Source organism: Pseudoalteromonas sp. 5Ae-yellow (genome assembly GCF_014077565.1).
Classification (GTDB): Bacteria; Pseudomonadota; Gammaproteobacteria; order Enterobacterales; family Alteromonadaceae; genus Pseudoalteromonas.
This window is the reverse complement of the sequence record NZ_JACGWD010000019.1, coordinates 1-25,287: the sequence shown is the minus strand read 5'-3', so window position 1 is coordinate 25,287 and position 25,287 is coordinate 1. Positions and strand designations below refer to the sequence as shown.

23 protein-coding genes and 1 pseudogene are annotated in these 25,287 nt (G+C 39.5%); 14 read left to right on the top strand and 10 right to left on the bottom strand.

The window, feature by feature from the left end; translation table 11 throughout:
- Positions 1-232 precede the first annotated feature (232 nt).
- Together H4J63_RS07350 and H4J63_RS07345 are read left to right on the top strand one after the other, a co-directional pair.
- Entirely contained in the window at positions 233-937 is a 705-nt protein-coding gene (locus tag H4J63_RS07350) for a hypothetical protein (RefSeq protein WP_182195726.1), read from the top strand.
- Positions 938-1,057: 120 nt separating this feature from the next.
- On the top strand, positions 1,058-1,801 hold the full coding sequence (locus tag H4J63_RS07345) for a zinc-dependent metalloprotease family protein (RefSeq protein WP_002959157.1): 744 nt from the start codon (positions 1,058-1,060) through the stop codon (positions 1,799-1,801).
- A 90-nt stretch (positions 1,802-1,891) separates the two neighbouring features.
- Here the strand turns inward: H4J63_RS07345 and H4J63_RS07340 are convergent, their stop codons facing one another.
- Positions 1,892-3,112 carry an alkaline phosphatase family protein gene (locus H4J63_RS07340; RefSeq protein ID WP_182195724.1) on the bottom strand — a complete coding sequence of 407 codons (1,221 nt, stop codon included), beginning with the start codon at positions 3,110-3,112 and terminating at the stop codon, positions 1,892-1,894.
- A 162-nt stretch (positions 3,113-3,274) separates the two neighbouring features.
- Between H4J63_RS07340 and dgt the strand changes: the two genes are divergently transcribed.
- Both dgt and H4J63_RS07330 read left to right on the top strand, forming a co-directional pair.
- Positions 3,275-4,741, top strand: a complete 1,467-nt coding sequence (gene dgt / locus H4J63_RS07335) for a dGTPase (RefSeq protein ID WP_182195722.1) — start codon at positions 3,275-3,277, stop codon at positions 4,739-4,741.
- A 72-nt stretch (positions 4,742-4,813) separates the two neighbouring features.
- Positions 4,814-6,457 carry a cell surface protein gene (locus tag H4J63_RS07330; protein ID WP_182195720.1) on the top strand — a complete coding sequence of 548 codons (1,644 nt, stop codon included), beginning with the start codon at positions 4,814-4,816 and terminating at the stop codon, positions 6,455-6,457.
- Between the two features lie 304 nt (positions 6,458-6,761).
- Here H4J63_RS07330 and H4J63_RS07325 read toward each other — a convergent pair whose 3' ends face one another.
- The 3 genes from H4J63_RS07325 to H4J63_RS07315 all read right to left on the bottom strand — a co-directional run bounded on the left by H4J63_RS07325 (position 6,762) and on the right by H4J63_RS07315 (position 8,962).
- On the bottom strand, positions 6,762-7,625 hold the full coding sequence (locus tag H4J63_RS07325) for a bile acid:sodium symporter family protein (protein ID WP_182195719.1): 864 nt from the start codon (positions 7,623-7,625) through the stop codon (positions 6,762-6,764).
- 248 nt (positions 7,626-7,873) lie between these two features.
- Positions 7,874-8,455 carry a uracil-DNA glycosylase family protein gene (locus H4J63_RS07320; RefSeq protein ID WP_138490136.1) on the bottom strand — a complete coding sequence of 194 codons (582 nt, stop codon included), beginning with the start codon at positions 8,453-8,455 and terminating at the stop codon, positions 7,874-7,876.
- A 150-nt stretch (positions 8,456-8,605) separates the two neighbouring features.
- Positions 8,606-8,962, bottom strand: a complete 357-nt coding sequence (locus H4J63_RS07315; RefSeq protein ID WP_182195717.1) for a VOC family protein — start codon at positions 8,960-8,962, stop codon at positions 8,606-8,608.
- 227 nt (positions 8,963-9,189) lie between these two features.
- Here H4J63_RS07315 and H4J63_RS07310 point away from each other — a divergent pair, with 227 nt between their 5' ends.
- Genes H4J63_RS07310 through H4J63_RS07300 form a run of 3 tightly spaced genes read left to right on the top strand, consistent with a single transcriptional unit; the run spans position 9,190 to position 11,461 of the window.
- Positions 9,190-9,531 (top strand): hypothetical protein, encoded by a 342-nt coding sequence (locus tag H4J63_RS07310; RefSeq protein ID WP_182195716.1) that lies wholly within the window; start codon positions 9,190-9,192, stop codon positions 9,529-9,531.
- Positions 9,528-11,129, top strand: a complete 1,602-nt coding sequence (locus tag H4J63_RS07305) for a PepSY domain-containing protein (protein WP_182195714.1) — start codon at positions 9,528-9,530, stop codon at positions 11,127-11,129. The genes H4J63_RS07310 and H4J63_RS07305 overlap by 4 nt, the downstream gene beginning before the upstream one ends.
- Complete coding sequence (locus tag H4J63_RS07300; protein WP_182195713.1) at positions 11,126-11,461, top strand: DUF3325 domain-containing protein; 336 nt, start codon at positions 11,126-11,128, stop codon at positions 11,459-11,461. Before H4J63_RS07305 ends, H4J63_RS07300 begins: the two co-directional genes overlap by 4 nt.
- Positions 11,462-11,683: 222 nt before the next feature.
- Here H4J63_RS07300 and H4J63_RS07295 read toward each other — a convergent pair whose 3' ends face one another.
- Positions 11,684-12,214 (bottom strand): lipocalin family protein, encoded by a 531-nt coding sequence (locus H4J63_RS07295; RefSeq protein WP_182195711.1) that lies wholly within the window; start codon positions 12,212-12,214, stop codon positions 11,684-11,686.
- Between the two features lie 130 nt (positions 12,215-12,344).
- Between H4J63_RS07295 and H4J63_RS07290 the strand changes: the two genes are divergently transcribed.
- The 3 genes from H4J63_RS07290 to H4J63_RS07280 are packed head-to-tail and all read left to right on the top strand — an operon-like array spanning position 12,345 to position 13,759.
- Positions 12,345-12,800 carry a YaiI/YqxD family protein gene (locus tag H4J63_RS07290; RefSeq protein ID WP_002959175.1) on the top strand — a complete coding sequence of 152 codons (456 nt, stop codon included), beginning with the start codon at positions 12,345-12,347 and terminating at the stop codon, positions 12,798-12,800.
- A gap of 1 nt (position 12,801) precedes the next feature.
- A complete protein-coding gene (locus H4J63_RS07285) occupies positions 12,802-13,347 on the top strand; it encodes a DUF6942 family protein (protein WP_182195709.1) in 546 nt (181 codons plus the stop codon).
- Between the two features lie 19 nt (positions 13,348-13,366).
- Positions 13,367-13,759: an ACT domain-containing protein gene (locus H4J63_RS07280; RefSeq protein ID WP_002959178.1), complete on the top strand. Its 393-nt coding sequence runs from the start codon at positions 13,367-13,369 to the stop codon at positions 13,757-13,759.
- Between the two features lie 182 nt (positions 13,760-13,941).
- Here H4J63_RS07280 and H4J63_RS07275 read toward each other — a convergent pair whose 3' ends face one another.
- The 4 genes from H4J63_RS07275 to H4J63_RS07260 all read right to left on the bottom strand — a co-directional run bounded on the left by H4J63_RS07275 (position 13,942) and on the right by H4J63_RS07260 (position 19,836).
- The gene (locus H4J63_RS07275) at positions 13,942-14,598 is read right to left on the bottom strand and encodes a class I SAM-dependent methyltransferase (RefSeq protein ID WP_182195707.1); all 657 of its coding nucleotides are present in this window, start codon (positions 14,596-14,598) and stop codon (positions 13,942-13,944) included.
- Between the two features lie 28 nt (positions 14,599-14,626).
- Positions 14,627-18,277, bottom strand: coding sequence for an AAA family ATPase (locus H4J63_RS07270; RefSeq protein WP_182195706.1), 3,651 nt, complete (start codon positions 18,275-18,277; stop codon positions 14,627-14,629).
- The gene (locus H4J63_RS07265; RefSeq protein ID WP_182195704.1) at positions 18,274-19,521 is read right to left on the bottom strand and encodes an exonuclease SbcCD subunit D C-terminal domain-containing protein; all 1,248 of its coding nucleotides are present in this window, start codon (positions 19,519-19,521) and stop codon (positions 18,274-18,276) included. The genes H4J63_RS07270 and H4J63_RS07265 overlap by 4 nt, the downstream gene beginning before the upstream one ends.
- Before the next feature lie 78 nt (positions 19,522-19,599).
- Positions 19,600-19,836, bottom strand: a complete 237-nt coding sequence (locus tag H4J63_RS07260) for a hypothetical protein (RefSeq protein ID WP_002959190.1) — start codon at positions 19,834-19,836, stop codon at positions 19,600-19,602.
- Positions 19,837-20,415: 579 nt separating this feature from the next.
- Between H4J63_RS07260 and H4J63_RS07255 the strand changes: the two genes are divergently transcribed.
- The 4 genes from H4J63_RS07255 to H4J63_RS07240 all read left to right on the top strand — a co-directional run bounded on the left by H4J63_RS07255 (position 20,416) and on the right by H4J63_RS07240 (position 25,156).
- Complete coding sequence (locus H4J63_RS07255) at positions 20,416-22,863, top strand: M1 family metallopeptidase (protein ID WP_182195702.1); 2,448 nt, start codon at positions 20,416-20,418, stop codon at positions 22,861-22,863.
- Positions 22,863-23,357: a DUF6702 family protein gene (locus H4J63_RS07250; RefSeq protein WP_024605824.1), complete on the top strand. Its 495-nt coding sequence runs from the start codon at positions 22,863-22,865 to the stop codon at positions 23,355-23,357. Before H4J63_RS07255 ends, H4J63_RS07250 begins: the two co-directional genes overlap by 1 nt.
- A gap of 322 nt (positions 23,358-23,679) precedes the next feature.
- Positions 23,680-24,297, top strand: a complete 618-nt coding sequence (locus H4J63_RS07245; RefSeq protein WP_024605825.1) for an HAD family hydrolase — start codon at positions 23,680-23,682, stop codon at positions 24,295-24,297.
- A 133-nt stretch (positions 24,298-24,430) separates the two neighbouring features.
- Positions 24,431-25,156, top strand: a complete 726-nt coding sequence (locus H4J63_RS07240; RefSeq protein ID WP_024591562.1) for a YebC/PmpR family DNA-binding transcriptional regulator — start codon at positions 24,431-24,433, stop codon at positions 25,154-25,156.
- Positions 25,157-25,193: 37 nt separating this feature from the next.
- Here the strand turns inward: H4J63_RS07240 and H4J63_RS07235 are convergent.
- Positions 25,194-25,287: pseudogene (locus H4J63_RS07235) on the bottom strand (IS5/IS1182 family transposase); the annotation flags it as partial.

Below are 25,287 nucleotides of genomic sequence, written 5' to 3'. Positions count from 1 at the left end.
ATTTAACTAAACAAACAAGTACCTGTAACTGCGCCAAAGCCCGCGTGAACACTACTAAAAACCAATACTAAAAAGAGCAAAAAACACACCAAAAATAAATATCCTTATATTTTATAAGGAATTATAAAATTAAGAAATAATTCTTTTCGGTTACATTTATTATCTTGATCTAATCCATTTAATAATATAAAACGCAACAAATAGTTAACCAAAAACACTAAAAGAGAAACAAATGAAGAGTTCTGTCGTCTTACTAATTGCTATTCCATTATCGGCATTTGCAGTTTATGGGCTATTTTTTAATGCAGATGAAACGGGCGAACCTATAGCGCCTGTTGCTATTGATTTTGTTCCTATTGATTTACAAAAAACGCGCAATACGCATCCCCCTGCACCTATTGATATGAGTAAAGATCCCATTACCGTTAAACCCATTGTTGCCCCTGACAACAACTTACCGTTTGAAGAATTTGATGCCGTAAATCGCCTATCAGACAAAGCAAAGCAAGTGCTTATAAACGCAAAAGTTTTACCTACCGACTTACATAACGAAGCCTACATTGAGTTTGATTTAAATTCTTTACAGGCGTTAGAGACTGGCGAAAACTTTGATTTAGCTATTCCGCAAACAGCCGAAACATTCACCGCAGAAGTGACTAATGTGGTTGAGTCTGAAAATGGCGATAAGAGCATATTTGGTAAAATAGTGGGTGTTGACGGTCGCATGCATAATACCGTTTTAACGGTAGGTAAAGATGCCGTATATGGCCAATTTACTGCACCTTCTGGCAACTATGTATTCGAAAGTAAAGGTAAGTACGGATGGATTGCAGCAAAACGCGATTTATATAAAAGCCACATAGAGCATGATGTAACCGCACCAAAACCCAAATCAGATAAAAGCATCGATATATTTGCACCAAAAATTGATGGCTAACCAAAAAGTATAAAAAGCAATTAAAGCCGCACTATAAGGCAGCTTTAGTGTGTCTGCTTTTTATGATCTTAACCAAGTTAAAAACAGTTCCAACCACAACAAGAGTAAGGAAATACAATAATGAAAAAAGTAATCACAACAACCGCACTAGCTGCGGCATTATGTGCAGCAAGTGTTGCACAAGCAGAAACAATCGATATCGGTATTTTATATACCGACCAATCAGCTGCTGCAACTAGTAATATTGACACTAAAATAAATCAACTAATTGCTTTTAGTAATCAGGTATATAGCCAAAATGGCGTTGATATAACACTACGCTTAGCTGGCAAACAAAACTTAGGTGACTACGCAGTAACGCCATCTGAGGATTGGTTAGATTCGGTTACAAATAGCAGCTACGTAGATGGTTTACGCAGCGATTGGAAAGCCGACATGATTGCCGTATTAGGTACTGGCCAAAGTGCTGGCAATGGGCTTATTTCATGTGGTTTAGCGTGGGTTGGCCAAGGCACTAATGGCAATCTATATAGCTCAATGAGCAGCCGTATGTACTCAATCACTGCTATTGATTGTGGTGCAACTACATTTGTACACGAACTTGGTCATAACCAAGGTTTAGCGCATTCACGCAAACAAGGTGACACATCTGGCGGTGTATATGTAGATGGCATGGGTCATGGCGTACAAAATGAGTTTGCAAGTATTATGGCTTACCCGCACGTTTACGGTAGCGCAACTCAGTACGATTACTTCTCTAACCCTAACTGGAGCGTAAATGGTATTGCATTTGGTATTACAAACCAAGCGTATGCAATTCGCACGGTTACTGCTACAAAAACAAGTATTGCTAACTTTAAGTAAGTAGCGCATTAAAAAGTGGGCTAAATAGCCCACTTTAAAGTTTTAACATGTTCTTCCCTGCAGAGCGCTTACGCGCTCTTATAGATTAAGCTAATGCACAACCACTTTTTGCTTAATTGCTGGCATTAATGTTTTACCATTGCCATCTACTTTGTTTAACAATTTAAGCCCCATCACTTTTGCAAGTACTGGGTAAATATCAAGGTTACTCACTTCTTTAAGGCTTACACCTTGTTTAAATGCAGGGCCTACAGCAATAAATGATGCTGCCATATCCTCGGTATATGCATAACCGTGAGTCCCTAAATAGGTTGGTTTTTTACCATTGGTAAATACCGCTGGCGCTGTAGTTTGCACCACAATATCGCCTACGCGAGTGCCTTTATTGTAATGGTACGCTGCTAACTGCTCGTCAGTTAATACTGTATAGCGACCGTTTGACGCATCCCGTAAGCGTGCTTTGTAACCTTCAATATCAGCATTTTTAGCATCAGGCTGAGTATAAATAAGTAAACGTGGACCGGTGTTTTTAACTAAAAAGTTTTCATCTTTAGGTAGTGTGGTTACATCAATGCTTTTATCTGGATCTATACTCGCCATACCATGATCCGAGACAATAACTAAGTTTACCTCTTGCTCTAATTTACTTAAGCGGGTTTGTAATTGTCCCATTAATTCATCAAGTTGTTTAACTGCATCTCGCGTTTGTGGTGCGTCTGGTCCAAACTCATGACCCATGCTATCAACTAGCGAAAAGTAACTCGCAATAAAACGTGGGCGCTGTGCTTTTGGTAAACTTAACCACTGAATAATTTGATCAACACGGCTTTGGTAATCGCTGTATTTAGAATAGTGATAAAAGTAATCTGGTGTCATGCCGTTAAATAATGCATCTGACTCAGGCCAAAAATAAGTAGCCGATTTAAGTCCCTGCATTTTTGCTAAATTCCAAAGCGGAATCCCCTTCACCCAAGTGCTATCGCCCAATGCTTTGCCCATGCTGTAACAGTCGTTTTTACGCGCTTTATCACAAAAGCTATTATCAACAATGCCATGGTTTACCGGCAATAAGCCCGTAATAATAGAAATATGGTTAGGAAACGTTTTAGTTGGATAAACAGGTATTAGTTTTTGTGCGCGAACACCGCGCTCGGCCATTGCTTTTAAATTTGGCGCACCGTGTTTTTCAATATAATCCCAACGCAGGCCATCAATTGATACAAGCACCACAGTTTGCTCTTTTGCAGCAAATGCGCTGTTCATTCCTAACATTAGGCAAATTGATACCGCCTTTAAAATCCACTGTTTCATTATAAACACCTATAAATGCACAACAATTACTCAAAAAATTATTTTAAAGCAAGTTGTTACTTTATGATACAAACTGATAGATTAAACCCTGTATATTAAAGACAAATGACTATGTGCTAAAAACTATGCCAGTCATCAATTGTAAAAAGGACAAGTATAAAGATGACCATAGACTTTAGTAAAAAAATAACGCCAGCACGAATGTACCGCACAACCTCTAACTTACAGATGGCGCTAGAAAGCGACCGTGGCCGTATTATTAACAGTGCCGCTATTCGCAGGCTGCAGCAAAAAACCCAAGTGTTTCCGCTTGAGCGCAACGCAGCTGTTCGTTCGCGCTTAACTCACTCGCTTGAGGTACAACAGGTTGGTCGTTTTATAGTGCAACGTATTTTTGCTAATTTAAGCTACCAACAACAAAAAGATTACGGCTTAACCGACCTAGAACGCCCCCTAGAAAGCTTAGTAGAAATGGCCTGCCTAATGCACGACATAGGCAACCCACCGTTTGGACATTTTGGCGAAGCGGCAATAAACCACTGGTTTAATAACAACCTAGCAAGCGTAACACCCGAGCGCTGCAAAGAGCCCAATACCGGTATAGGTGTTGTTTTTAAACACCTTGCGCTTGATATTTGTAACTTTGAAGGCAACGCTCAAGGCATACGTATAATTCATTCGTTGCAAACGCTTAATTTAACTTACAGCCAAAGTGCTGGTATTTTAAAATACACTCGCCCTGCTGGGCTTGATGTAAAAGACATACCCCAAAATAAAAACTACTTAATGAAAAAAGTGGGTTACTACTACAGCGAAAAAAACTTTGTTGAAGCGCTACAAAAAGAGCTCACTATTGAGCCTTACTGTCGCCATCCTGCAAGTTACATAATGGAAGCCGCCGACGACATTTCGTATTGCCTAGCCGATATAGAGGATGCTGTTGAAAAAGGGATCATAAGCACTGAATTCTTATGTAAACAGCTTAAAAGTCATTATAAAAAAGCACTCATAAACCTAACAATAGACGACACAGAGCACCAAACTTTTGTAGATAAAGCAGTTGACTACGCACATGAACGCGCCAAAGCGCAACCGTATAACTTTAACAGCGAATTTTTTATATACCTGCGTGTAGCACTTTTACATCCGCTAGTAAATCACGCCGCAAAACGCTTTATTGAGAACATAGAACCTATTTATCATGGCGATTTTAACCAAGCACTTTTAGAAGATAGGAGCCATCTACACGCTGTAACCAAAATGCTAAAGCAAGTGGCACTTGAGCATGTATTTTCAAACAAAGAAGTCGAAAAATTAGAGCTGCAAGGTTATAGAATAATTAATGGCTTACTCGATTGCTACAAACCGCTACTGCAATTGAACAGCGATGACTTTAGGCGCGCTCTAAATGGCGATTCACGTTTATTAATTGAGTCGCGACTTGTAAAAAAGCTCTCTAAAAAGCACTTAAATAGTTACCAACACGCAATAGATGCGATGCAAGAAGAGCCCGATCACTTTGCAGCGTACGAATTTTATTATCGCTGTAGATTAATTCAAGATTATATAAGTGGTATGACAGACCAATTTGCTTACGATGAATATCGCAGCCTTATGGTTATTGATTAGTCGTATTACTCTGGATAATTTTCAATTTTGCGCTTAAAATCAAACTATTAATATTTAAGCGCGCATAACTTTATGATATCAAAACTAATTAGATTTACCCTTTGCTTTGCCCTATTTTATAGTGCGCAAAGTGCTGCATACAACGAAGCTATGTGCATTTTAATTAAACAAGAAATGCAGCAAAATAGTAATAATAAAGCGAGTCAAAAATATCGTAAGGCAGCGCGTGATTACAAAAACAACTGTAATAAGCCAAAAGAAATTCAAGCACAACCAAAGCCACAGATAATAGAGCCAGAGCCGGCGATTATTACTCAGCCACAACCAAAAATTGTTGAACCTGCCCCTGTAATTGAACCCACTGAAGAAGCTGTTAAAGATAGCATCAACGAGCAAACACTTAATTTAACTGATGATCAAAAACAACAAATAAACGATCAGCTAAATACCAACAGTAACGAAATAGTAATTGATGCAGAGCCAACAACAGTAGCACCCGAGCAAGTAGTTACAGAGCAAAAAAACGAAGCTGTGATAGAGCAAGTACAACCGGCGACGCCAAAGCAAAGCGTGCAACCTACGCTTGAAAAGCCTGTACCTGTAAAACCAGCACCTGTGTTAACTAAACCAGCGCCAGTAATTGCGCCGCAACCTGTAGCACAAAGCCCAAGCTCGTTACTTTTACCCACTTTAATACTTGTTATAGTAATACTTATTGGCGCTATGGTCGTCGTGCGCCTGCGCCGTGCAAAACAAAGTAAAGCGATGGCAGAACCGACTATAGCGGCTCCACCTGAAGTTAAATCAGAAAAAATTGCTACGCCAGCTAAACCTGAAACTACAAAAGAGCCAGAGATTGAGCCTGTTGTCATCAACGAAGTAACTCAAAATAATAAACCAGTTGAGAGCAGCGTAGAGGCAAATGAAGAGCCTTTAGAGCCTACGAACACTACACAAAATGCTGATATTGAACATACACCACCGCAAATTTCAGATGAGCAAAACAACGTAGCTACACAAGTGCAAACAAGCGAAATTGAGCCTACACCGCTTAACTCAATTGATACTTTAGAGCAAACAAGTACCGCTACGTTTAACGAAGTAAAGCAAAAACCTGAGCCTAATACAGCCGAGTTTGAAGCAGCAGCAAAAACAACCTTAGAGCGTATTAAAAATGCCAGCAGCTTTAATGAGCCAGAAGTACGCGACTTTGATCCAGATGCAAAGCCTGTAAAAAAACAACGTAAGCACCATACAGCGCAAGTAACCGAATCTGCGCCAATAGAAGCCGAACACAACACTGTAGAGCCGGTTATTAGTACTCCTGAGCCAGTAACAGCGAGTGAGCCGGTTGTAGATTTACACGCACCAGAGCAAATAGCTGACGCTCAATCGACTACATATACAACAGAGCAAGACTTTAAAGAACCAGAGGTACGTACATTTAACCCAGATGCACCATTACCTGGTGAAAAGCCGATGCCTAAAAAACAAAGCGCAACACCTGAGCAAACACAAACAACACCGCAAGTTGATGAGCCAGTAAGTGAGCCTAAAAAAGCAGACAGTAACAATCCATTTGCTAACTTGTCGTTAGACTCAAGCTGGGATCCTGACTCAACTGAAAAGCCCAAAATAGAAGAGAAAAAACGCGCGCCTAAATCGCAAGCATTGATAGATGCAGAAGAACGCGCTAAAAACATGCAAACCAAATAGTAAGTTTTAAAGTAGCGCCTCATATTTGAGGCGCTGCTTCCGTAACCAAATAATTAACTGCTTTTTTACCGTATTACTTACACTCCTATTTCATCCTAAAATGCGCCTTAGTAATTAGGAGCTTCGCTCCTTGCGCGATCAAGCTCAGCGCCTGGCGTAATATTCAAGCTTAAGAGTGTTTATAAGCCTACAACTTGTTGGCGCGATGAGTGCAGTGCATACATTTAACTGGTGGTATTTTTAGACTGGAGTTTACGTCTACGTTATCCGCAGCCATAAATTAAAGTAACTTGGTCAACATGCCCTAGGTAAGTTTATTTTTAAGCTTTAACCCGCCAATTAATAGCAGTGGCCCTATAAACATGGCAAGGCCATACACGCCACCGGTAACTGCGTATTCTGGTTTATTTAAAAAGCTAATAGCGATTAAAATAGCTAACGATGCATTTTGAATTCCAACCTCAATTGAAAGCGTCAGCGAATCAGTTAAATTTAATTTTGAACACTTAGCAATTAACCAACCAACAACCATTGAGCCAATATTAAGCACTATGCACGCCCAAAATACATCGTTAAATGAGCTAACTAATAAATCGCGCTCTTTTATTACTAGTGCGGCAATCATCATAAGCATAAAAAACAACGAGAAGCGTCTAAAAAACGGCTCTGCTTTAATGGCAAAATCACTTTTAAAGTGACGTAACCAAATGCCTATAGCAACTGGCACTAAGGTAATAAAAAATAGCCCTAATGAAGTAGTTAAAATAGAAAAAGTAACATCGTCTGCTGGGGCAAACTGACTCATAGCAAAGCCAATAATAAACGGTGTGGTTATTATACTAATTGCAGTAGAGGCAGCTGTTAAACTTACCGAAAGTGCTAAATTAGCTTTAACAAGCTGACTTACTACATTTGACATAGTGCCGCCGGGGCAAGCAGCTAATATCATTAAACCAATAGCGATAGGCGTTGGTAGGTTAAGTAAATAACACAGCCCTAATGCTAATAAAGGCATTGCTACAAGTTGGCCTATTAAACCCATGACAATGCCAAGCGGGTTTTTAAATAGACGAGTAAAATCGGTTGTTGTGAGTCCAAGACCCATACCAAACATAATAAGTGCAAGAGCGAGCGGAAGTATTACTTCGGTTAATATAGATGCATTCAAATTAGACAGCCTCGTTTGCTATTGTTTTTAATTGGAGTGTTAATTTTTAAGTTAACTGTATACCAATTCGCTTAATTAAGTGATCTATTTTGAGGATGGAAAAACGTGTTGATAGCTAGGCAAAAAATTCGCGATTTAGTTGTTCTAAATGAGAATTTTTTAACACAGGTAGCGACACGTTTAGCCCCGCAAAATGATTAAGTATTATTGCGGATTGGTATAAAGCCCCTTTACAATAACTAGAAGTATTACTTATTTAAAATAGCAGCCACGTGCTTATCTAGTTCTGGAAGTACATCTTGTTCAAACCATGGGTTCTTTTTAAGCCATATATTATTACGCGGACTCGGATGTGGAAGCACTAAATAATTTGGCCAATACTCACGCCACGATTTTACTAACTCCGTAAGCGGCATTTTTTTAGTCTCTGGTAAATGATACGCCTGCGCGTATTTACCAAGCACTATTGTCAGCTCAATATTTGGTAGTGCAGCCAATAATTGCTCGCGCCATGCAGGCGCACATTCTTTTCTCGGTGGTAAATCACCCGACTTCCCCCTACCCGGGTAGCAAAAGCCCATAGGTAAAATGGCTATATTATTAGCGTCGTAAAATTCATCACGTGTTAGCCCAAGCCATTCTCGCAGGCGGTTTCCGCTTGCATCGTTAAACGGCACACCTGTTTCGTGAACTTTGATTCCAGGTGCTTGCCCTGCAATTAAAATACGTGCGTTTGGGTTAAATTGTATAACAGGACGAGCCCCTAAAGGTAAATGAGGTTCACAGATCACGCATTTACTAACTTGCTCTATTAATTGGTGACTATTCATGTTTATTTGGCCTTAAATGCTTAATATTTATCCTAAATGGCCATTTAGGATAAATGAGTTGGTAAAAAATCGGTTTATTTTAATTAAAACGAGCGTTAGTTAGTAAAATCGTGATCTTTAAGCTCATTCGCTCTACAGGCCCTTTAAAACCTAGTGTTGCTCTGCCCATACAGCAAATTCATTGCCGCTTGGCTCTGCAAAATGAAACCGGCAACCACCCGGAAATTCAAAAATAGGTTTTAATATTGTGCCACCATGGAGTTGTACTTTTTTATACGTAGCTTGAATGTCGTTACTATAAAAAACCAATAGCGCAGCACCGTTTTGAGTTAGCGATTTAAGCGGCGCATTAAAAAAGCCACCATCAAGCCCTTGGCCACTAAACGCCGTGTATTCTGGGCCGTAATCGGTAAACTGCCAATTAAATACACGACTAAAAAAGGCCTTAGTTGCGGGTAAGTCGCATGCAGGAAACTCAACGTAATTTAGTTTTTCGTGATCGCTCATCGTTATTCACTCTTTATTTTTACTCAGTTTATTAACCTTAAGCTTTACATAGAGCCTGTGCAATATCATTAAATAATATCAGATCAGTATTTTACTAAGTGACCAGGTACGTATAACTTACTTAAAAATTAAATATCACAAATGAGAATAACTATCTTTTGTATTTGTAACATATATAATAGCGCCTTTGTTTTATTCTCAACTTTAAATAAAGGGATTAATTAACTATGCAGGCACCTTTGCACAGTGCGCCATTCGATAAGGTTAACGTGATTGCGCTTATGGTAAAAAGCGTAAGCAGTTATCGAGTTTTGGTATTTTTACGTTTTTTTATTGCCATAATTGGTGGCTATGCTTTTACCTCTGCAAGTACTGCGTTATTAAGCTTTGTGTTGCCAATAGCTAAACAAGACGCTGTGCTTTTTAGTGTTTCAATTAGCATTTTAATTTATGCCGTTGTATTTATTTATGCCTTTAGCGTTAAATCATTAAAAACAGCGTGGATCAGTATTTTACTAAGTACGGGAGCGTTCATTAGTTTGCTTGCATTACTGAAGGGTTGGGTATGAAAGATAGCTTTTTCAGATCGATGACTTGGTTGCACACTTGGGTAGGGTTACTCGTTTGCTGGTTATTATATTTAATATTTTTTGCAGGGACTCTTAGCTTTTTTAGAGACGAAATAACGTTGTGGAATCAACCAGCCATTCATAATGTGCAAGCCCAAACACAGCGTATAGAAGCGCAAAAACAACAAATAATTACCGGATTTGATTACTTAGCTAACCATGGAGCTAACTCATCAAGCTGGCGTATTACATTACCTGAGCCGCGTATTCCATATTTAATTTATGGTTATGCAAAGCCAAAAGAACCAGGCCAGCGCCGCAGTAAGTTTGAAAACACGCAGCTTAACCCTAATACCATGCAAGAGCTTGAGCCCTTTGTAGATACTAAAGGTGGTAACTTTTTTTATCGGTTGCACTATGATTTACATTACATGGATGCAATAACAGCACGCTGGATTGTGTGCTTTGCTAGCTTTTTTATGCTGATTGCCATTATATCGGGCGTGGTTATTCATAAGCGTATTTTTAAAGATATGTTTAGCTTTAGGCGTAACAAAGGTAGCCGTACATGGTTAGATGCCCATAACTTAAGCTCTGTACTTGCCCTTCCTTTTCATTTAATGATTACTTACACGGGCATGATTACGCTCATATTTATGTTGTTTCCCTACCCTGCGCAAACGTCTTACGATAACGGCATGCGTGGCTTTTTTAACGATGTAACCCCTCGCAACACCATGACCGATAAAGCTCAAGGCGAATCATCAATGGTGCCGATTCAAAGCATTTTGGATCAGGTTTATACTAAGTGGCCTCATGCAGATATTACTCGCGTACAAGTTAACCAACCAAATATGGCAGCTTCAACAATTACCGTATTGGTAAGCGCAGGTAAAACACTGCGTGACCAAGCACCACGCTTAATATTTAGTGGTGCTACAGGGCAAATGGTCGCTAAAACTGATGACGAGCTAACTAGCAGCAAAGCGCTTTACGAATCACTTAATTCTATGCATACAGGGCGTTTAGCTACGTGGTTGTTGCGCTGGTTATACGTATTAGGCGGTATTGCAGGCTGTGTAATGATTGGCTCTGGCTGTATTATGTGGGCTAAACGAATTCGCGAGCGAACTAAAAATAACGTTAAACCTTCGTTTGGTTTAAAACTAGTTGAGGGGTTAAACCTAGCCACTATTATGGGGCTTCCACTGGCAACGTGTGCATTTTTTATTGCTAACAGACTACTTAGCCCAACTACCGCAGAGCGCGCAGATAAAGAAATACTCGCGTTCTTTTTAACATGGCTAGCGGTTGCTCTTTTAGCACTTATAAAGCGCGATGCACTGCAATGGCGAGTTATGGCAGCTATAAATGCTGTTGCATGTTTAAGCGTACCGGTTATTAATGCACTTACAACTAACGGTAATATAGTTAGCTATTTGATGCACAAACAGTGGGCTTTACTTACTTTTGATGCACTGTTTTTGTTATTTAGTATATTGTTTTTTATACAAACCGAAAAATTACGTACTGCTAAAAACAACTCAAAAATAATCAGCCCTAGTCAATCTAATAACCTTAAAAGGCAAAAACCATGATTGATTTACTTGGGTTTAGCCTATGCCTGCTCAGTTTTAACTGTTTTGCGCTGGCTAAGTATAATCATTTTAAAGATATATTTAAAAAACGTCCTACAGAATCCCAATGTAAAAAGCTGCTATTAGCTGCTTGGATCAGTATTTTACTAAGCTTGATGCTTTGTATAGTTACTCAAGGTGGTTATGGAGCATTACTATTTTGCGGATTTATGAGCCTAAGTGTTTTAATTATAATGGTTTTTTATAATTTTTTAGTAGGCTACGTAAAGTGGTTTAGTGTTTTAAATAGCGTGTTAATTGTACTAAGTGGGTTGTTTTTAGCATTAAACTAGCCTTAGTTAGTAAAAACGTGATCCGCTACTTTCCCATAGATTAGGCAAAAAAAATGGCAAGCTATATAGCTTGCCAACAATAGGGGATATTCAGTGTTTCCAATACTTGCTGTCTCACGGCAAGTACACACAATATAACCATAATATATTTAAGTTACTTTACAGTTAGGTGACTCTTTTATTACTACTTTAAAAACGTATATAACTAACTGTAAACCCCCTTTACATAGTCTCTTGGTTTACCCAAATTATTTCATCGGTAGCAAAGCCCAACTCTTTAGCTTTAGTTAAAAAGTGTTCTTTAAGCTCTTTACTAACCGTTGGTGTACGCGACAAAAACCACAAGTAATCTTTGTTGTAACTGGTTATAAATGCATATTGATAATCGGGTTGGTCAAGTTCAAAAATCACATAAGCGCCATAAAATGGACCAAAAAACGAGACTTTAAAATGCCCTGTGTCGGTGCCCTCAACAAACTTGGCTAAGCCTTCGGCGTAATCCCATTTTTTATCATCCGTTAAATACCCTTTGTTAAGGACCTTTACTGTGCCGTCGTCGTTAATTGAATAAGTCGCGGTAACTTGCTCCATCCCTTCTTCGAATGAGTGATTAAGACGCGCTATTTCAAACCATTTGCCTTTATATTTTTGTATATCAAAGTTTTTAACGGGTGTTATTCCCTCAGGAGGGCTGGTGCAGGCACTAAGAAAAAATAACCCTGTAATAAGTAAACCGTATTTTATAGCCTTCATGTAAGCTCCTTTTTAAATTACATAAATAGTACGTATTATCTAAATATAGATGGATATAAAGTTTGCTAGCCGATTAAAAAAATTTGCTATAGGATCATATTAATTCTAAAGCAATAAAAATGACCATAGCATGAAAATTTGGGTAGATGCAGACGCGTGTCCTGTTGTTATAAAAGAAATACTTTTTAGAGCTGCAGAGCGTATGAAAATCGAGACTATTTTAGTGGCTAATCACGCAATGCGTATTCCGCCCTCAAAATACATAAGTCGCGTACAAGTATCGTCGGGGTTTGATGTAGCCGACGACGAAATAGTAAAACGTGTTGAAAAAGGCGATTTAGTTATTACAGGCGATATTCCGCTAGCAAGTGAAGTAATTGATAACGGCGGGCAAGCACTCAACCCACGTGGCGAGCTTTATACCACCGAGAATATCCGCTCAATACTTAACGTGCGCGACTTTATGGATACCATGCGCTCAAGTGGCGTAGAAATGAGTGGTGGGCCGCCGCCACTTAGCCAAACCGATCGCCAAAACTTTGCAAATAACCTCGACCGTATTTTAGCGCAAAACAAGGCTAACTAACTTGAATACCCAATTAGTTGGCTTAGGTGATACGCAATTTAGCGTGGCGGTATACGTAGCAAAAGCACCGCCCATGCCGTTTTTTGAAACACTTGAATGCCTAGAACCGGTTATAAATGAGCAAATAAATACCATAAACCAGCACTGTGGTAATGGTTGGCGCAAAGTGTTTAACGTGTATGCAAAAGTGCTATTTGCTCTGCCAAGTGAGCATTATTCATTTGCTAAACAAGCCCCTACTTGGCAACAATATCGCGATGAGTTTTTACTGCAAAAAAACAGTAAAACCGCCCTGCTATTTACCGCGCCTGATATTAGCAAAGCCAGCAATAAAAACCAGCTACACATAATTGCTGGGCGTACGCACGCTAAAGACTTATTACAACAAGGTAAGTTGCATGCACAATTTGATTGGCTCGACGACGAGTTTGCAATAGACACCAGTAACAACATTATTGTGTGCCCATATTTTGATTACAGGCAATTAAGTAATATAAAAATTGCGAGGTTAAGCGAGCTAGTCGCGCAGCTAAAAGGCACTAAATAACACATTGTAAGGAACGACCATGGCCGGAATTTTAGAGTTAAACGAATTATTAAAGTCAATGCAGCCAGCACTAAAGCAAGGCGAGTATATTTTTTGTTGCTTGGCAGGGAAATTGGCTGATTATGTTCACTTAGAGCCACTTGCTACTTATGTTGAAGAAGAAGGGCTAACCCTTATTTTAAAAGCTGAAACCGCCGATAAAGCAGGTATTACTTACGAAGGTAAATATAATTTAATTACCCTTAATGTACATTCAAGCTTAGAGGCCGTTGGGCTAACAGCTGCGGTATCTGCAAAGCTAACTGAGCATGGCATTAGCGCTAATGTGGTAGCTGCGTTTTATCACGACCATATTTTTGTACAAACAGATAAAGCACAAGCCGCGATGAAAGCACTTGGAGAGATTGGTTAGGATTGCTGGCACAGTAATGATTTGAGTGATGTGGATATTAGAGCGTCGGGTGGCGCTTCGCTTAACCGACCTACGTATAAAATAAAAGCGTGGTGTAGAGAGGGTTATATAAAAACACCGAGTTTGTTCACTCGGTGTTTTTATTGGTGCTAAATAGCGAGTGCTTGTTTAGCTTGTAACACTTAAACTACATATCCGCTAAAGCCTAGTGCTTTAAAATACAGCTTTGGAATGCCAAATTTGCACTCATTTAGCAGTTCGCTAAAGCGCATTCTATCAAGCGGGTAAAACTCATTTTCTAAGTCGTGCCCTGTTTGTGTTTTACCTGTTTCGGTTAAACCCAATTGCGCGCACGTTGTGAGCTGGGCTTCGCGCTCAAATGAAGTTTCGGGGCGCATTAAATCTGCAATAAAAAGGTTTGCGTCTTTTTTAAGACTTCCTTTAATTGCTTTTAATAACTCTTTTTTATCGCCGTTATCTTCTAAAAAATGCATTACTAATAAACATAAAACGGCATCGGCTTTAACCGATAACTTATCAACTGGGCCATTATGTACATCTACGCGACTTGTTATGCCTTGTTCATCAAATTGCTGCTGTGCGATAGCAAGCATATCGGCTGCTGTATCTTGCGCAGTAAATTGCCATGTAGGGTTTAGTGCAGCCAGTGCAAGTACTTCTTTGCCTGTGCCTGCCCCTACTACCAAAATATGCGCATTGTCGCTTAGCGTTGCTTGTAGTTGCGCATTAGTGAGCTGATGTAATAATTCATAACCAGGCACTAAACGGGTTATGCGGCTATCGTATTGTGTTGCTTGCTCGCCTGTAAACGTTGGCATTGTATCTCCTTGTTTTCAGTAATGTTGCTTATAAAACTTCAACTGTGGAATATCCACCTGGCTTTTTGGCTACATGCACTTGAGTGGCTACACGCTCGCTCATTTGTGTTACGTGCGATATAACGCCTACTTTTCTGCCTTGTGCTTGCAAAGAATCCAAAGCGTCCATTGCAATGCTTAGGGTTTCGCTGTCTAACGTACCAAACCCTTCGTCAATAAACAAAGAATTGATTTGTACTTTGTTAGACGAAAGCGATGCTAAACCAAGTGCAAGCGCTAGCGATACTAAAAATGACTCACCGCCCGAGAGCGTATTAACAGAGCGTTGCTCGTCGGCCATGTCGCGGTCGATAATTGCAATGTCGAGCGTTTGCGCTATGGCGGTTAATTCGTAGCGTTTGTTGAGTGTTCTTAAATGGCTGTTGGCATAGTGCAGTAATATTTTTAACGTTTGTGTTTGTGCTAAGTTACGCATGGTTTTACCCGTTGCATCGCCCAATACTTTATTAAGCAAGTGCCACTGCTCTACCTGTGTTTTAAGCGTAGTTAACTCAGCTTGTTTGCCTTCAAGCGCCTTTGCGTTTTGGTTGTGTTGCTCAATAGCGGTATTAGTTGCTAGTAATGAATTTTGCAGCTGCGTTTGTTGCTTATTTAAGCTGCTTAATTGCGTACTTAAAGCCTCTGCACTTTGTGTTGGTTTATCGCTACTGTTGTGTTTTTCAAGCGTAAGTTGCTGCTGTTTTAATGCGGCATTTGCATCTGTTAACGCTTGAGTTAACTGCTCGTGTTGATTTAAATGTGCTTTAATAGTCTCACTACTTAGCGTTAGTAAAATTTTGATCTGTTCGTGCGTTGCATCGTTGTATTGCGCTTTAAAGTCAGTAAACCACTGGTTATAACGTGCCTCAAGTGTTGCTAGTTCTTGGCTGTTTTCAAGTAAGCGTTGCTCTACATTTTTAAGCGTTATAGCGTGCTCATCTCGTTGTTTTATCGCGTCGTCATAGGCTTTTTGGCTCGCTTGAACCTGCGATTGTTTTTGCTCTTGCTCACTTGTGAGTTTTGCTTGGTAGTCATCTGCGCTTATTTGCTCGTTATTAAATAAAGCTAAGCGCTCACTTTGCACAGTGCTTAGTAAATTTTTAGCTTTAGCAAGCTCTTCATTAAGTGCTTTTAACGATTGCTCGCTTTTACTAACAAGCGGTGTGAGCTGCTTTATTTGCTCATTAGCTGTGTCTTGGCGCTTTTGGCTTTGCTCAAGTTGCGCTTGAGTTTGCTGATACTGTGTAACCTGCTTGTTCAGCTCGGTAAGTTCAAGCGTATTGGCTTGTAATTGCTGCCAAAAATCACTGTTTTCAAATTGATTATTGAGCGTTGTACCTAGCTCGTTAATTTGCGCACTTAGCTCGCTATGCTTACTCGTTAACTGGTTTTGCTGGTGTGTAAGCTCAAGGTGTTTATTACTCAACTGCTGCTGTACTTGCTGCTCTGCTTTAAGTGCTGCTAGTAGCTCATTTACTTTGGTTTGCAGTGTACGTTGGCGTTTTTGTTGCTCAAAGTATTGCGCTTTTTGCTGCGTTAATTGCTTATAAGTTACTTCAAGCTGATCAGGCGTTAAGTCGTTAAGCTCACTACGTGCGCCTTGCATGGTATTTTTAATGTCGAGCTGTTTGGCTTTTGCTGTTTGTATTATTTGCTCAAGTTGTCCGTGTTCAGCAGTTAATACAGCATGTTGAGTTTGATGCTTATGCAGCTCGCTTTGTGCATGGTCAAATTGCTTTTTAGCGGTATTAAAAGCATTTTCAAAATCGGTAATTAAGTTATTTAATTGCTGATTTTGGTTTACCGCATACGGGTGCTCCGTTGCGCCGCACACTAAACAAGGCTCATTAGGGCGAAGCTCTGTGCGTAAATGTTCTACGTTTTCGCTGGCTCTTAAGCGCGCTTGGTTAAGTGCGTACTCGCTGCCTTTAAGCGCTTGCTCGCTGGTTATTAAATGCTGATTAAGTAAAGCATGGGCTTGCTGGCTTTCATTTAACTGCTGATTAAGTACTTGTTGGCGTTGAGTGCTTTGTTTTAGTTCTGCGTTAAATTGCTTATAGCGCTCTCGCTGCTCTTTTAAGTAATCAATACTTTTTAGCTGCGCGTCGCAGTGCTCTGCATTAAATTCATTAAGCTGAGTATTTAATGCCTGTAAAGTTGATTGCTCACCACTAAGTGCCACCTCGCACTGCTGCACTTTATTATTTTGCGTATTTAAAAGATCGCTCTGATTTGCAAGCTCGCTATTAAGAGTTTGGCTTTGCGCAGCGTTTGCAGTTAATTGCTGCTGTGCATTTAAGTAAGTATTAAAGCTTTGCTGATAGTAGCTCCAGTCTTTTGCTAAAACATGCAGCTGTGCATGCTCATTAAGCCATTGCTGGCTTTTAGTTGATTCGGTATTAGCGAGTTCAAGCTCGTTATTGCTTTGTTTAAGCTGCTGATTGAGCTCATCAAGTTGAGATTGCTCTTTGGTTATTTGCGACTCAGTACCTTTTACAGCTTGAGTTTGCAAGGCAATGTTACTGTCGAGCTCTCGCGCTTTAGCTATAACGGGCGCTGCATTTTGTTTTTGCTCATTGGCGTTATTAAGCAGCTCGGTATGCTTAGTAAGCGCGGTATTACGCTCGTTAATTACCGCTAAATGATCAACACTTTTAAGCGATGAAATTTGCTGGTTTTGCGCCGTATTTTGATCGGTTAACAAAGTAAAACGGCTGCGGTTATCTTTTATTTCAAGCGCTTGTTTAGCTTGTTTTGCCTGCTCGCTTTGCTCAACGATACTTTCAAGCGCTGAGCTTGCTTGTTGCTGGGTTTGCTGTGCTTGCAGTAAGTTTTGCTCAAGTACTGTAGCTTGCTGATACCAGTTAAGTGCTTTTTCGGTTTTGGTCAGCTCTTTTTTAGTGTGTTCGGTTTGCGCTTTTAAATCGGTTAACTTGGTTTGTTGTAGCTCAAGTTCATCGCTCGTTAACAAAGTATAGCTTTCAAGACCAGCTTTAAGCGCTTCAAGCTTTGCTACTTGCTCTTTATGGCGCTCAAAAATACGCACGCCAATACGGCTAAATTTATCGGTACCTGTTAAGCACTCTAAAAGTTGCGCTCGCTCATCGCCAGTGGCTTTTAAAAACGCAGCAAACTCATGTTGTGCTAAAAGTACGGCACGGGAGAATTGCTCAAAGTTAAGCCCTATTTTACTCTCGACTTCTTTTATTGTGTGGCTTTTGTCAGCTATAAGGGTTTCGTCTGGCAGGGTTACTAAAGTGTGCTCTGCTACTTTAAGTTTGCCTGTTACTTTTTTATGGGTCCGTGCAATTGTATAGCGCGCACGATAAAGCTGTTTATCTTGTCCTAAAAAGTCGACCTCGGCGTAGCCTTCCCATGTACCTCTGCGTAGCAAGTTTCGCGCATCATTAAGCTTAATGCTGTCGCCGTTAAACTCAATTAAGTTACCTTTATCGCCGCGCAGCCTCGCTGTTTTTGTATAAAGGGCTAAACAAATGGCATCTAAAAAGGTACTTTTACCAGCGCCAGTATCGCCTGTGATGGCAAATAGACCTGCGTCTTTTAATGGGGCTTTAGTAAAATCTATTTCAGCGTCAACTATTGAGGCTAAATTATGAATACGAACTGCGGTTATTTTCATAGTTGTTCTTGCTCCGTTAGCTCGTTTATCACGTCACTTAAAAGTGCTTTTAGCTCATCGGGTACGCTTTGCCCTGCCATGTCTTTATCGTTTGCGAATGCTTGTTCTAATAGGTTTAGTGGGTTGAGCATTTCAACTTCGCTTAAATCTTCAAATACGGTGTTGTCGTCATTTTGCGCTGATTGCTCACGTACACGTTCAATACCACAAAATTTAATATGCTTGCCTTCAAGTGCTTGTTCTATTTGTTCTCTGAAGGTGGTGTCGGTATCGCTTGATTTAAGCTTTACACGTAAATAAGGCGCTATTGTATTTTGTGCAGTGTCGAGCGCTTTAATTTGCTCGCATAGTTCGCTTAATGGCACACACTCCCCTTTTGGTAAAACAATTACATCGGCAGAGCGCGGAATGTAAAGGGGGTTTACAGTTGTACTAATATGTTGTTTTTCATCAATAATAAACTCAACAACATTTACTTGGTGCGTGTAGTTACGTTCTGAAAACGACATAGGGATAGGTGTGCCGCTGTAGCGAATAATATCGCTTTTAGCGACTTGTTGCGCTTTGTGTAAATGACCAAGGGCAACATAGTTGGCTTGTTTACCAAATACATTGGCTGAAATAGACTCCTCACCACCTATTACTAAGTTACGCTCAGAATCACTTGAGATATCCCCGCCTTTTGCGTGTAAATGCCCCATAACTATTAATGGTGAGTTTTGCTCGTTTATATTAGTAGCTTGTTCTAGTGCAAGCTCGTAAGCTTTTGCAACGCCTTGAGCATAACTAGGGCCGCTTTCGGTTTGGCTAAGTAAACTTACATCGCTTGCACGTAAAAATGGCATAGCGACGATTACAGCGCGTTTACCATTGGTATTTATGGTAATAACAGTTTCATCGGGTGTTGCGACATCAAAGCGCCCTACTACGTGCGTATCAAATTGCGCTAGTAATGGCTGAGCTGCCAAAATACGATTTGCAGAGTCGTGGTTACCCGCAATAATTACTACGTGTAATTGTGGGGATGCCTTTTTGGCGTCTTTAATAAATTGGTAAAGCTGATTTTCGGCGCTAGCGCTTGGAGTCGCGGTATGATAAATATCGCCAGCAACTAAAAGTAAGTCTATTTGTTGTTCAACAAGAGTGGCTAATAACCATGTAAAAAAAGCTTGATGTTCAACACGGCGGTCGTGTTCGTAGAATTGTTGGCCAAGGTGCCAATCTGAGGTGTGGAGGACTTTCATGTCGCGCTCTTAATTAAACCGTAAGAGCGCCAATATACCCAAGGCAGTTAAAGATGCAAGCCCAAGCCGTGTATTACCTTAGGTTAAACTGTACCAAGCTGAAAAAACAACCGGTAATGCTAAAAGTGCCATTAATAATGGAATTTTTAACGTTTTAGTTTGTTTTGCGTGTAGCGCCTTTAATGCATTAGTTTCGTTGCACGCTGCTACTTTATCGATATAAAAATAACCCGAATCGAGATACTGCTTACAGTTATTCTCACTTGCTGGAATCGCAATTAGTTCTTGTTGTTTTTTTAGGATGTAAAAATCCATAAGCCCACCGCATTTCTTGCTAGTAATCGATATTAATTTGAGGATAAATGTGACGAATTTATTTGCCTCAAATAAAAAGGTTGGCGATTTTAAATATAAACTGCACTAAAGATCAACCTAAAATTGCACTATTTATCATTTATCGTAAAAATAGCGAACATTAAGGAAGTTCGGCAATATTTGAGCCAATAATTCAGCTGTTTTCACTGTATTTTTGTTCAGTAGAGTGGGCTTTTAGCTCATTTTACTTGTTGGAAATTTGAGACACTTATACATAGGATTATTGGTTTACCTGATAATGTTAAAGTAATACTTTTTTAGCAACGTAGGTAAAATTAATGTGCTTTTACCAAGCTCTAAAACTTGTATTTAACAGCTCAAAACCATTATTAAAAACCACTTTTGTAAAGCCCCTTTACAGTTTTTATTTATTCGTATTTTGTTACAAAATAATTGTACTTTTCAATCTAATAAACTAAGTGAACATCACCCTAAAAATACGGTACTTGGTCGCTAATTTATTGAAGCTAACTGGTATATTTGTCAAAGTATGCTCACAAAATTATATTAGGACTAACAATGAAAAAAATAGGTCTTACGCTAAGTGCTTTTGTATTGCCTTTGGCAATATCTAGTGCGGTTATAGCGTCTTCGGTTGAGCAAACAAAAGGTTCTTTTGTTGATAAATTTCGTCAATTAGACGAAGCGCTTCCTACACCCAACGTTTATCGTAGTGCCGCTGGCGAACCAGGTGAAAAATACTGGCAGCAACGTGTAAACTACGACATTGATGTAAAGCTAGATGAAAAAAAGCACCGTATTACCGGTAGCCAAAGCATTGAATATAAAAATAACTCTCCGCATACACTTAAATATTTATGGTTACAGTTAGATCAAAATATTTTTAAAAGTGATTCTATTGCCGAAACAACTAAAACGTTTAAAAGCACTTTAGAAAGCCTACCAGCTCAAAAGCCTGCTAAATTAAGTTTAGGTGACTTACGCCGTCAGCAATTTATGAGCGACAACGAACTGGGTTATACAATCAGTGGCGTAAAGGATGACGATGGTAAAGAGCTACGCGTAACTGTAGTTGATACCTTAATGCGCATCGATTTAAACGAGCCGTTAAAACCAGGTAAAGAAGTCGAATTTAGCATGAACTTTGCCTTCAACATTGTTGAAGAAGATGCAGTGGGTGCACGTTCTGGTTACGAGCACTTTGAAGAAGACGGCAACGACATATTCTTAATTGCTCAGTGGTTTCCTCGTTTAGCGGCTTATACCGATTACGAAGCATGGACAAACAAGCCGTTTTTAGGCTCTGGTGAGTTTACGCTTGAGTTTGGTGATTACGATGTTGAGATTACTGTTCCGGCAGATCACATTGTATCGGCAACAGGTAAACTTGATAACGCGAGCAAAGTACTTACAAGTACTCAGCGCAAACGTTTAAAGCAAGCCGAAACATCTAAGCGTCCTGTGTTTATTGTTAACGCAGAAGAAGCGCTAGAAAACGAAAAAGAAGGCACCGACAAAACTAAAACGTGGCACTTTAAAGCGCAAAACGTACGTGACTTTGCTTGGGCGTCGTCTCGTAAGTTTATGTGGGATGCAAAGGGTTATCAGCAAGGTGGTGACGTTCAGCCTTTAGTTATGGCAATGTCGTTCTTCCCTAAAGAAGGTGGTGACTTATGGGAGAAGTACTCAACTGAAGCGGTAGTACACACAATGGAAGTGTACTCTAAGTATTCTTTTGACTACCCATACCCAACTGCGCAATCGGTAAATGGCCCTGTTGGCGGTATGGAATACCCAATGATTACCTTTAACGGCCCACGTACTAAGTTACAAGATGATGGTACACGTACTTATTCTCAAGCTGAAAAGCGCTTTTTACTTGGCGTAGTTATTCATGAAGTGGGTCATATTTACTTTCCAATGATTGTTAACTCAGATGAGCGCCAATGGACGTGGATGGATGAAGGCTTAAATAGCTTTTTAGATGGCGTTGCTGGTCGTGAATGGGATCCTACTATTCCTTGGGGTGTTGAGCCTCGCGATATAGTGAGCTACATGAAGTCTGAAAACCAAGTACCTGTTATGACTCAGTCAGACAGTGTATTACGCTTAGGCCCTAATGCTTATACTAAACCTGCAGCAGCCCTTAATATTTTACGTGAAGTAATTTTAGGTCGTGACTTATTCGACTTTGCATTTAAAGAGTATGCTCAGCGCTGGAAATACAAGCGCCCTACTCCAGCTGATTTTTTCCGTACAATGGAAGAAGCCTCTGGTGTTGATTTAGATTGGTTTTGGCGTGGCTGGTTTTACACCACAGACCATGTAGATATCTCTTTAGATAAAGTATATCAACTACGTTTAGACACTAAAAACCCTGATATTGATTACAGCCGTTTACGTGATATTGAAGCAGACAAACCTACTTCATTATTTGTTGAGCGTAACCGCGCACAGGGTAAAAAAACATGGGTTGAGAAAAACTCTGATGTTACCGATTTTTATGACGAAAACGACCGTTTTACTGTAACCAATAAAGAACGTAACTCGTACAATAAGTTTTTAAAAGGCTTAGAGCCGTGGGAGCGTAAAACGCTTGAGCGTGCTTTAGAAGAAGATAAAAACTATTACGTTATGGAATTTTCAAACCTTGGTGGTTTGGTAATGCCTATTTTATTAGAGCTAACATATGAAGATGGCACTAAAGAAGAGCGCTATATTCCTGCTGAAATTTGGCGTCGTAATTATAAAAACGTTCAAAAGCTGATTGTTACCGATAAAAACAAACCGCTTGTATCAGTTACTGTTGACCCAGGCTGGGAAACAGCTGACGTAGATGTTGAAAACAATAACTACCCTCGTCGTATTATTCCTTCACGTATTGAAGTGTTTAAAAAGGAAAAGAGTAAAGCTAAAGTAAGTCGCGATATCATGCAAGATATTAAAACTGAGCTTAAAACTGATGAGAAGAAAGACGAAAAGGATGACGGTGAGGAGCAGCAATAATGCGCTTTTTGCTTATTATTGTTTGCCTTTTAGTTGCTGCGCCAAGTATGGCGCATCAACTAAAGTCGTCAGTTACAACCGTACTTTTTAATAAACGAACGCATAATGTTGAATTAATGCATCGCTTTTATTTACATGATACTGAACACGCCGTAGGAACATTGTTTAAAGGCAAAATTGATATTATTAGTAATAAAGCCGACCAACAACGTTTTGCTAAGTATGTTGAATCGCATGTTGCTCTACAAACGTTAAGTGGCGAACCTTTACCACTTAGCTTTGTAGGGGCACAAGTTGATGGTAAGTTTTTTTGGGTTTACCAAGAAGCACCAATTCCTGCAGGAATTGAAGGAATTAAAATGAGTAATGGCGCACTTCGTGATTTATGGCCATCTCAGGTAAATATGGTAAACGTTGAGGGCAAAGGTAAGATTAAAACTTTAAACTTTGCTCAAGATGATACTTGGCTCGAAGCCCGCTTTGAGCAAAATTAATATTTAAAACTTCCCCAACCGACGCGCACAGCAGTTGTTTATGTGCGCGTTTTCTTCATACGTTTAAACTGCGTTCATGTTTGATCTGTTATTTGTAAATTTACGTAAAATTTGTGAGTTCAATTTGTATATTTACCTTTTTTTGCGCATGATATATCAAGCACTTAAATTACTTTGTTATCAATAGATTGATAATGGTGCGTATTAATATTTAAATATAGTTAGTTTCATTTATCCCTTTGTATTTACCGGCCTAGGGCATAAGCAGTAGAGAATTTTATGTTTAAATTTCATTTAGTAATAACTAAATTCAGGGAATGATATGACTACTCAGGTTGAGGCTATTTTTGGAGTGATTTTTGATTTAGATGGAACATTGGTTTCATCTAAATTAGATTTTGCATTAATAAAGGCCCAAATAGGTTGCCCTTGCGAGCAAGACTTACTTGATTACATTGCTCAGTTGCCCTCACCGTATATGCGTGAAGAGGCAATGAATATAGTTCACCAACACGAATTAATAGATGCACAACATGCCAGTATATTACCTGGTGTGAGTGAAGCTATTCATGCTTTAAAGTCTAAAAATATTCCGATGGCGATTGTTACTCGCAATTTTGATAAAGCAGCGGCAATTAAATTACAAAATAATCCACTCCCTATCAGCACAGTTTTAACGCGAAGCGATGCCCCTGCAAAGCCAGATCCCAGCGCTTTAAATGCCATTGCTACACTTTGGAACATTAACGCCAGAAATTTACTTTATGTAGGCGATTACCTTTACGACATTCAAGCTGCGCACAATGCAAATATGCGCGCGTGTTTATACGCTCCAGAGTCAACGCCTGCTTATGCCGATCAGGCAGATTACGTTTTACATGACTTTGTTGAATTAGTGACATTAGTTGAGAGTTATTCTGAAAAAATAGAGTTATGTTAAATAGGGTGCTATTAAATTTATTTAAGAATAAGTGCTATGTTATTTAAATTACAAAATAACGTTTGTTCCTAGCCCAATACGTTTTGAATTGGTAAAATACCGCAAAACGTAACGTATTCATTAGGGGCACAAAATGGGCAGAGCATTTGTAGTTCGTCAAAGTTCTATGATCAAAACAGCCAATGCAAAAACAAAAGTAAACTCAAAGTATGGTAAAGAGATTTACGTTGCAGCAAAAAGTGGCGATCCCGATCCCGAAGTAAATCAAACACTACGCCGTCTAATCGAAAAAGCTAAAAAAGACCAAGTACCAGCGCACGTTATCGATAAAGCAATTGAAAAAGCAGCCGGTGGTGCAGGGGAAGATTACTCTGTTGCCCGTTACGAAGGCTATGGCCCAGGTAATTGCATGGTTATTGTTGACTGTTTAACTGACAATCCGAACCGTACAATTAAAGATGTACGTTTGCCATTTACTAAAACAGACTCAAAAATTGGTACTCCTGGCTGTGTAGCACATATGTTTGATCATTATGCGGTACTTGGCTTTGCGGGTGATGACGACGAAATAGTATTAGAAGCATTAATGATGGCTGATGTTGATGTTAGCGATGTTGAAGCCGAGGACGGTAAAATATCGGTATTTGCACCGCCAACAGAATACTTTAAAGCTAAAACAGCCCTTGAAGACGCATTTGAAGGCATTAACTTTGAAGTAGACGAAATTACGTTTATTCCTCAAGTTAATATTGAAATTGAAGACGAAGAAGTTATTGCTAACTTTGATAAATTTATAAATATGCTTGAAGATTGTGACGATGTACAAAATATTTATCACAATGCTATTGTAAAAAATTAGATTTAATTAGGGGCTGTTGATCTTTGTAGTACATATATCAATCAGCCCACATTGGTAGCCACATCATAGTAAATGCTAAAGCGAGCATTGAATGATAATTTCGTTCAAGCTTTTCATACCGCGTGGCTATC

Bases quoted from the DNA above. Each gene is read 5' to 3' on its own strand.
- H4J63_RS07265 (WP_182195704.1), bottom strand. From the start codon at position 19,521: ATGAAAGTCCTCCACACCTCAGATTGGCACCTTGGCCAACAATTCTAC.
- H4J63_RS07280 (WP_002959178.1), top strand. From the start codon at position 13,367: ATGGCCGGAATTTTAGAGTTAAACGAATTATTAAAGTCAATGCAGCCA.
- H4J63_RS07305 (WP_182195714.1), top strand. From the start codon at position 9,528: ATGAAAGATAGCTTTTTCAGATCGATGACTTGGTTGCACACTTGGGTA.
- H4J63_RS07295 (WP_182195711.1), bottom strand. From the start codon at position 12,214: ATGAAGGCTATAAAATACGGTTTACTTATTACAGGGTTATTTTTTCTT.
- H4J63_RS07240 (WP_024591562.1), top strand. From the start codon at position 24,431: ATGGGCAGAGCATTTGTAGTTCGTCAAAGTTCTATGATCAAAACAGCC.
- H4J63_RS07300 (WP_182195713.1), top strand. From the start codon at position 11,126: ATGATTGATTTACTTGGGTTTAGCCTATGCCTGCTCAGTTTTAACTGT.
- H4J63_RS07345 (WP_002959157.1), top strand. From the start codon at position 1,058: ATGAAAAAAGTAATCACAACAACCGCACTAGCTGCGGCATTATGTGCA.
- H4J63_RS07255 (WP_182195702.1), top strand. From the start codon at position 20,416: ATGAAAAAAATAGGTCTTACGCTAAGTGCTTTTGTATTGCCTTTGGCA.
- H4J63_RS07315 (WP_182195717.1), bottom strand. From the start codon at position 8,962: ATGAGCGATCACGAAAAACTAAATTACGTTGAGTTTCCTGCATGCGAC.
- H4J63_RS07270 (WP_182195706.1), bottom strand. From the start codon at position 18,277: ATGAAAATAACCGCAGTTCGTATTCATAATTTAGCCTCAATAGTTGAC.
- H4J63_RS07350 (WP_182195726.1), top strand. From the start codon at position 233: ATGAAGAGTTCTGTCGTCTTACTAATTGCTATTCCATTATCGGCATTT.
- H4J63_RS07290 (WP_002959175.1), top strand. From the start codon at position 12,345: ATGAAAATTTGGGTAGATGCAGACGCGTGTCCTGTTGTTATAAAAGAA.
- dgt (WP_182195722.1), top strand. From the start codon at position 3,275: ATGACCATAGACTTTAGTAAAAAAATAACGCCAGCACGAATGTACCGC.
- H4J63_RS07260 (WP_002959190.1), bottom strand. From the start codon at position 19,836: ATGGATTTTTACATCCTAAAAAAACAACAAGAACTAATTGCGATTCCA.
- H4J63_RS07310 (WP_182195716.1), top strand. From the start codon at position 9,190: ATGCAGGCACCTTTGCACAGTGCGCCATTCGATAAGGTTAACGTGATT.
- H4J63_RS07275 (WP_182195707.1), bottom strand. From the start codon at position 14,598: ATGCCAACGTTTACAGGCGAGCAAGCAACACAATACGATAGCCGCATA.
- H4J63_RS07245 (WP_024605825.1), top strand. From the start codon at position 23,680: ATGACTACTCAGGTTGAGGCTATTTTTGGAGTGATTTTTGATTTAGAT.
- H4J63_RS07340 (WP_182195724.1), bottom strand. From the start codon at position 3,112: ATGAAACAGTGGATTTTAAAGGCGGTATCAATTTGCCTAATGTTAGGA.
- H4J63_RS07250 (WP_024605824.1), top strand. From the start codon at position 22,863: ATGCGCTTTTTGCTTATTATTGTTTGCCTTTTAGTTGCTGCGCCAAGT.
- H4J63_RS07330 (WP_182195720.1), top strand. From the start codon at position 4,814: ATGATATCAAAACTAATTAGATTTACCCTTTGCTTTGCCCTATTTTAT.
- H4J63_RS07320 (WP_138490136.1), bottom strand. From the start codon at position 8,455: ATGAATAGTCACCAATTAATAGAGCAAGTTAGTAAATGCGTGATCTGT.